We start from the raw sequence: 6,727 nt of genomic DNA on the forward strand, positions 1-6,727 counted from the left end.
CTGATCGTGTCCGGGGGCGAGCGCCGTCCCCCGACGGCCCGACACTCGCCCCCGGACACGATCAGACCGCACACGATCAGGCAGCGTCGCCCCCGCCCGGCGCCTGGTCCTGGCTCCCCTTGCCGTACCGCTTCTCGAACTGGGCGACCCGGCCCTCCGTGTCCACGGTCCGGGCCTTGCCGGTGTAGAAGGGGTGGCTCTCGGAGGAGATCTCCACGTCCACGACGGGGTACGTCTCGCCGTCGTCCCAGTCGATCGTCCGGTCGCTGGTCGCCGTGGACCGGGTGAGGAAGGCGTATCCGGCGGCGCGGTCACGGAAGGCCACGGGGTGGTAGTCGGGCTGCTTGTCCTGCTGCATGGGTGCTCCTTGCCTGGGGAGAAGGTGCGCGGACAGGTCGGGGGAGACGACGGGGCCAGCCCCGTCAGCCGTACGGGGAGTCCTCGTCGACGATGTGCATGGCGGCCTCTTCCGCCGAGGCCGCGGCGCCGTCGATGCCCACGTCGGTGGCGATCAGGCCGCTCTCCCCATCCTCGTGCGCTCCTTCGTTCGGCGCCACGAGACGGCCGGAGCGGAGGTCTCCCACCTCGTTGTCCAGGGGTTCGCCGTCCGAGTCCGGGCAGTCTCCGATGCCGTCACCGTCCGGCTCTGCGATCTCCGGGACCTCTTCCAGGAGGCGCTCGTCCAGGGTCTCGCCTCGATGCCGCTCGGCGGCGGTCACGTCGTTGCGCTCCACCGCCCACGGTCGCTCCGGTGGTGACCAGCCCCGGTCCAGAGGATCGTCCACGCCGTCGGATTCCAGGGTGTCCTCGGCGTCGAGCAGCCCCGCGTCGTCCTGAACCTCGGATCCGTCGGGCTGGTAGACGTCGTCTCCCCAACCGTCGGCGCTGTCCACGGGTACCTCCAGGTGGTGCGGGCCGGCCTGCTGTCACCGTGTTCGGCGGCGGGTGCGCGGGCCGCTCGGCCCAGGCCTCGCCTGTACGGCGTACGGAACGTACGGAACCAGGCGGTTCCCGGGCGTTCCCCGAGCCGGTGCCGACATCCACCCTTCCACCCCTCTTCGACACCGCGCAACGGCACGGAGCCCGGTGGCAGACTCCGGCCCCGTCACCAGCGGTGGGTGGGGGCCGGAGCGAGGAGCACGCCGGCGCGCGATCCCGACCCGCTCATGAGCGGACCCCGGCCGCCCCAGGCCGGCCCGCGCAGAGGCCGACCCGGGGCACCGCCCGCTCACACCGGGGGCAGTTCCGCTCACCCGTGCCAGGACCGCCACAGTGCCGCGTACGCGCCGTCCGCGGCGACCAGTTGATCATGGCTGCCCAGCTCGCTGATACGGCCGTTCTCGACGACCGCGATGACGTCCGCGTCATGGGCGGTGTGCAGCCGGTGGGCGATGGCGACCACGGTGCGGCCGTCCAGGACGCGGGCCAGGGAGCGCTCCAGATGCCGGGCCGCGCGCGGGTCGAGGAGCGAGGTGGCCTCGTCCAGGACCAGCGTGTGCGGATCGGCGAGCACCAGCCGGGCCAGCGCGATCTGCTGCGCCTGGGCCGGAGTGAGGGCCAGCCCGCCCGAGCCGACCTCGGTGTCCAGACCGTCGTCCAGCGCCCGCGCCCAGCCGTCGGCGTCGACCGCGCCGAGGGCGGCCCACAGCTCGGCGTCGTCGGCCTCCGTACGGGCGAGGAGCAGGTTGTCGCGCAGGGCGCCCACGAACACGTGGTGTTCCTGGTTGACCAGCGCCACATGGGAGCGGACGCGTTCGGCGGACATCCGGGACAGTTCGGCGCCCCCCAGTGTGATCCGGCCGGTCCGGGGTGCGTAGATCCCGGCGAGCAGCCTGCCCAGCGTGGACTTGCCCGCGCCGGACGGGCCGACCAGGGCCAGCCGGGTGCCCGGTGCGACCTCCAGGGTGACCTTGCGCAGTACGTCGACGCCCGCGCGGTAACCGAAGTGCACCTGGTCGGCGTGCACGTCCCGGCCGTCGGGGGCCAGCGACGCGTCACCGGCGTCCGGCTCGATGTCGCGGACGCCGACCAGCCGGGCCAGCGAGACCTGGGCCACCTGGAGCTCGTCGTACCAGCGCAGGATCAGGCCCACCGGGTCGACGAGCATCTGCGCGATCAGGGCACCCGTCGTCAGCTGCCCCACCCCGATCCAGCCCTGGAGGACGAAGTACCCGCCGATCATCAGGACCGAGCCGAGGACCGTGACGTGGGTGAGGTTGATGACCGGGAAGAGCACCGAGCGCAGCCACAGGGTGTACCGCTCCCAGGCGGTCCACTCCTGGACCCGCCGGTCCGACAGGGCGATGCGGCGCTCGCTCAGGCGGTGCGCCTCGATGGTGCGGCCCGCGTCCACGGTCTCCGAGAGCACGGCGGCCACGGCGGCGTAGCCGGCGGCCTCGGAGCGGTAGCCGGACCCCGCGCGCTTGAAGTACCAGCGGCAGCCCACCACCAGGATCGGGACGGCGACCAGTACCGCAGGCGCGAGCGGCGGCGCGGTCACGGCGAGCCCGCCGAGCAGCAGCGCCACCCACACCACACCGATGGCCAGCTGCGGTACGGCCTCGCGCATGGCGTTGGCCAGCCGGTCGATGTCCGTGGTGATCCGGGACAGCAGATCGCCCGTCCCGGCCCGTTCCAGGACGCCCGGCGGCAGCCCCACCGACCGCACGAGGAAGTCCTCGCGCAGGTCGGCCAGCATCCGCTCGCCGAGCATCGCGCCCCGCAGCCGCACCTGGCGTACGAACACGGCCTGGACGACGAGGGCGAGGACGAACAGCGCTGCGGTGCGCTCCATGTGCAGTTCGCGGGCCGCCGCCGTGCCGTCGGAGACGCGCTGGACGAGCGAGCCCAGCAGGTAGGGGCCCACCATCGAGGCGATGACGGCGACCGTGTTGACGGTGATGAGCAGCAGGAAGGCCCGGCGGTGCCGTTGGAACAGTTCGGCCACGTAGGCGCGTACGGTCGCGGGGGCGCCGACGGGCAGGGTCTCTGCGGTCGTCGGGGCCGCCGGGTCGTAGGCCGGTGGCGCCACGCCGATCATGCGGTCTCCTCGATCTCTTCCAGTTCTCGCAGGCGGCCCAGTTCGTGTGAAGCGGCCTCGTCGTCGGTCTCACGGGTCACCACGGCCCGGTACCTGGGCTCGCTGTGCAGCAGCTCGCGGTGCATGCCGACCGCCGCGACCTCGCCCTCGTGGACGAGTACGACCCGGTCCGCGTGGTCCAGGAGCAGCGGCGACGAGGTGAACACCACCGTCGTACGGCCCTGGCGCAGGGAGCGGAGGCCGTCAGCGATGCGTGCCTCGGTGTGCGAGTCGACCGCGGACGTCGGTTCGTCCAGGACGAGCACCTCCGGGTCCGTGATCAGCGACCGGGCCAGCGCGAGACGCTGGCGCTGGCCGCCCGACAGGGAACGGCCGCGTTCGGTGATCCGGGCGTCCATCGGGTCGGCGGCGTCCAGCGACCCCTGGGCGAGCGCGTCCAGGACGTCGCCGCACTGCGCGGCGGCCAGTGCCTCCTCGGCACCGACGTCCCCGGAGGCGGGCACTTCGAGCAGTTCGCGCAGGGTGCCGGAGAGCAGCACCGGGTCCTTGTCCTGGACGAGGACGGCGCTGCGGGCCGAGTCGAGCGGCAGCTCGTCCAGCGGCACGCCGCCGACCAGCGCCGACGGCAGCTCCGAGGAGTCCGCCGCATGACCGCCGAGCCGCTCGGCCAGCACACCCGCCGAGTCCGGGTCACCGCACACCACCGCGGTGAGCCGTCCGGCGGGCGCGAGCAGCCCGGTCGCGGGGTCGTACAGATCGCCGGCCGGTACGACGGCCTCGCGGGAGCCCTCGCCGTCCGTCGCCCGCTCCAGCGACAGCACCCGGGCGGCGCGTTTCGCGGACGGCCGGGAGAAGGAGTAGGCCATCGCGATCTCCTCGAAGTGACGGAGCGGATAGGTGAGGAGCATGACGGCGCTGTACACGGTGACCAGTTCGCCGACGGTGATCCGGCCGTCGCGGGCCAGGTTCACGCCGTGCCAGATGACGACGATCAGCAGCAGTCCGGGCAGCAGTACCTGGATCGCGGAGATCAGCGCCCACATACGGGCGCTGCGCACGGCCGCGTGCCGGACCTCCTGCGAGGCGCGGCGGTAGCGGTCGAGGAACAGCTCCTCGCCGCCGATGCCACGCAGCACGCGCAGACCCGCGACGGTGTCCGAGGCGAGCTCGGTGGCGTGTCCCGCCTTCTCGCGCTGGAAGTCGGCACGCCGGGTCGCCCGGGGCAGCAGCGGCAGCACCGCGAGCGCCAGGACGGGCACACCCACGGCCACGACGACGCCGAGCGCCGGCTGGTAGACGACCAGGGCGACACAGACGACCACGATGGTGACCGCGGCAGCGGTGAACCGCGACACGGCTTCGACGAACCAGCCGATCTTCTCCACGTCACCGGTCGAGACCGCGACGATCTCACCGGCCGCCACGCGCCGCGTCAGCGCGGAGCCCAGCAGGGCGGTCCTGCGCGCCAGGAGCTGCTGGACGCGTGCGGCAGCGGTGATCCAGTTGGTGACCGCGGCCCGGTGGAGCATGGTGTCGCCCAGCGCGATACCGGCCCCGCACAGCGCGATCAGCCCGCCCGCCATGCCGAGCCGCGCACCGGAGCGGTCCACGACGGCCTGGACGGCGAAGCCCACACAGAAGGGCAGCCCGGACACGGACAGGAAGTGCAGCAGACCCCAGGCCAGGGCCTTCGCCTGTCCGCCGAGCTGATTCCGGCCGAGCCACACCAGGAACCGGGGCCCCGAGCGTGCGTCGGGCACACCCGGGTCGGGATACGGAAGGTCTTGAATCTGCATGACGTCCCAGGGAGCTCGTTGAACGGAGTGGCGGAGGCAACAAACCGTGAAAGGTTCGCGTCACAGCGTGTCCGCAGGCAAACGGTTTTCCGCCGCGAGGCAAAGATTCGGCCCGGACCGCCCGCATATCGCCCGGAAGCCGAGGGGCCGGACGCAATCGTCCGGATCGTGGTGCGACGATGGACCGATGCGAATAGGCGGTGCGACGCGAACCGGCGGTGTGACGCGAACAGGTGGTGCGATGCGCACGACGGCCGTGGCCGCGGTGTCCGGTGCCCTTCTGATGTCCCTGGCGGCCTGCGGCAGTTCGGACGGCGGGAGCGGGAAGAAGAGCGACGGGCAGGCGGATGGCGGGACCGGGTCCGGGCAGCGGCGCACCGTCGACCTCAAGACCATCCCGGACGTCGGCGACAAGCTGCGGAAGCAGATCCCCTCGGGCTCCCGCCAGGTCGTGGCCGTCTACGGAGAGGGCGAGAACTCGGCGGACTCCACGATCGTCCTCTACACCAAGTCCGGCTCCACCTGGGACAAGACCCGCAGCTGGAAGGGCCACAACGGCAAGAAGGGCTGGACGACCAACCACCGCGAGAACGACAAGCGCAGCCCCGTCGGGGTGTTCACGCTCAGCGACGCGGGCGGCGTCCTCACCGACCCCGGTGCCAAGCTTCCGTACACCGAGTCGGCGGGCTTCCAGGCCCCGCACTACTGGGCCAAGTCGCACTGGAACGACTTCGACTACGTCATCGCCATCGACTACAACCGCGTCAAGGGCACCTCACCGAACGACCCGACCCGCCCCCAGGGCCAGTCCAAGGGCGGCAGCATCTGGCTGCACATGGACCACGGCAGCGGTACGTCGGCCTGCGTGAGCCTGCCCAAGTCCGGTATGGAGTACCTGCTGCGCACCCTCGACCCGGACCAGAAACCGGTCGTGGTGATGGGCGACAAGGCGAACCTCAAGGCCGCCTGACCGCCCGTCACCGGCCACAACGCGCGCTCAGTAGCCACCGCCCCCAGTAGCCACCGCGCGCCCTCAGTAGTAGTGGCGAAGGGACGGCCACAGCCGCGACCACGGCTGCGCCGTCCCCGAGCACAACAGCACGGCCGCGCCCTGCTCCTCGTTCTCCACGCCGTGCCCGTTGTCCACGCGCGCGACCCGACGGCAGTCGGTGAAGTACCGCTCGATGCCGTCCGCGTCCTCCTGCCGGACGAGGAGCACCGGTCCGTCGGCCGAGTCCGGCGGAGGGCCCCAGTCGGCGTAGCTCATATGGCCGGAGTAGGGCCGAGGCAGCCCGCGCGCGGGGCCGTAGCGGTCCAGGGCGCCCGCCTCGCCGTAGTTCTGCGTGAAGACCACGGCCCTCGCCCGCTCGCGCGCGGGAATCGCGGACCAGCCCTTCGCGGTCGCGTCGGCGAGCGCGGGCCAGCCCACCTGCTCGCCCTGCTCCTTGTTGAGCGCCATCGGCACGGTGAGCGAACTCGGCGGCAGCACGGGCAGGGTGACCATCGTGTTGATCGCGACGGTCACGAGCACGGCCACCACGGGCCACATTCGCCCGTGCCGCCGCGTCCGGGCCAGAGTCGGCTCGCAGCCCGCCACGAGGAGCACGGTCAGCAGCGGAACGACGTAGTACCCCTTGCCGCCCAGCGCCAGGACCAGCGCACACAGCAGGGGGTACGCGACCGCTGCCGGACGAGCCCAGCGCAGGGCCGGATCGCGCCAGAGCCGCAGCCAACCGGCGACCCACACCGGCACGAACAGCGGGGACAGATAGATGAGTTGCTCGGGCACGAACAGGATCCGGTTCTCGGTCCCGTCGTCCGTGCCGATCCCCTCCGCGACCGTCAGCTGCGGCCAGTCGTGATCCGCCTGCCACCACAGATTGGGCGCGGC

5 protein-coding genes and 1 pseudogene are annotated in these 6,727 nt (G+C 72.2%); 1 reads left to right on the top strand and 5 read right to left on the bottom strand.

Features of this window, described 5'->3' with window-relative positions:
- Window positions 1-76 precede the first annotated feature (76 nt).
- The 4 genes from AOK17_RS35145 to AOK17_RS35160 form a co-directional block, all read right to left on the bottom strand.
- A complete protein-coding gene (locus tag AOK17_RS35145) occupies window positions 77-358 on the bottom strand; it encodes a type B 50S ribosomal protein L31 (RefSeq protein ID WP_055616648.1) in 282 nt (93 codons plus the stop codon).
- Between the two features lie 64 nt (window positions 359-422).
- Window positions 423-893, bottom strand: coding sequence for a DUF5709 domain-containing protein (locus tag AOK17_RS35150; protein WP_055616649.1), 471 nt, complete (start codon window positions 891-893; stop codon window positions 423-425).
- A gap of 356 nt (window positions 894-1,249) precedes the next feature.
- Window positions 1,250-3,040 carry an ABC transporter ATP-binding protein gene (locus AOK17_RS35155; protein ID WP_055616650.1) on the bottom strand — a complete coding sequence of 597 codons (1,791 nt, stop codon included), beginning with the start codon at window positions 3,038-3,040 and terminating at the stop codon, window positions 1,250-1,252.
- On the bottom strand, window positions 3,037-4,836 hold the full coding sequence (locus tag AOK17_RS35160) for an ABC transporter transmembrane domain-containing protein (RefSeq protein WP_055616651.1): 1,800 nt from the start codon (window positions 4,834-4,836) through the stop codon (window positions 3,037-3,039). Before AOK17_RS35160 ends, AOK17_RS35155 begins: the two co-directional genes overlap by 4 nt.
- 241 nt (window positions 4,837-5,077) lie before the next feature.
- Between AOK17_RS35160 and AOK17_RS35165 the strand changes: the two genes are divergently transcribed.
- Window positions 5,078-5,806, top strand: a complete 729-nt coding sequence (locus AOK17_RS35165) for a hypothetical protein (protein ID WP_055616652.1) — start codon at window positions 5,078-5,080, stop codon at window positions 5,804-5,806.
- Between the two features lie 63 nt (window positions 5,807-5,869).
- On the opposite strand, the pseudogene AOK17_RS35170 reads toward AOK17_RS35165, so the two are convergent.
- A pseudogene (locus AOK17_RS35170) lies at window positions 5,870-6,727 on the bottom strand (hypothetical protein); the annotation flags it as partial.

Origin of the sequence: Streptomyces phaeochromogenes (genome assembly GCF_001418655.1) — a bacterium.
Classification (GTDB): domain Bacteria; phylum Actinomycetota; class Actinomycetes; order Streptomycetales; family Streptomycetaceae; genus Streptomyces; species Streptomyces phaeochromogenes.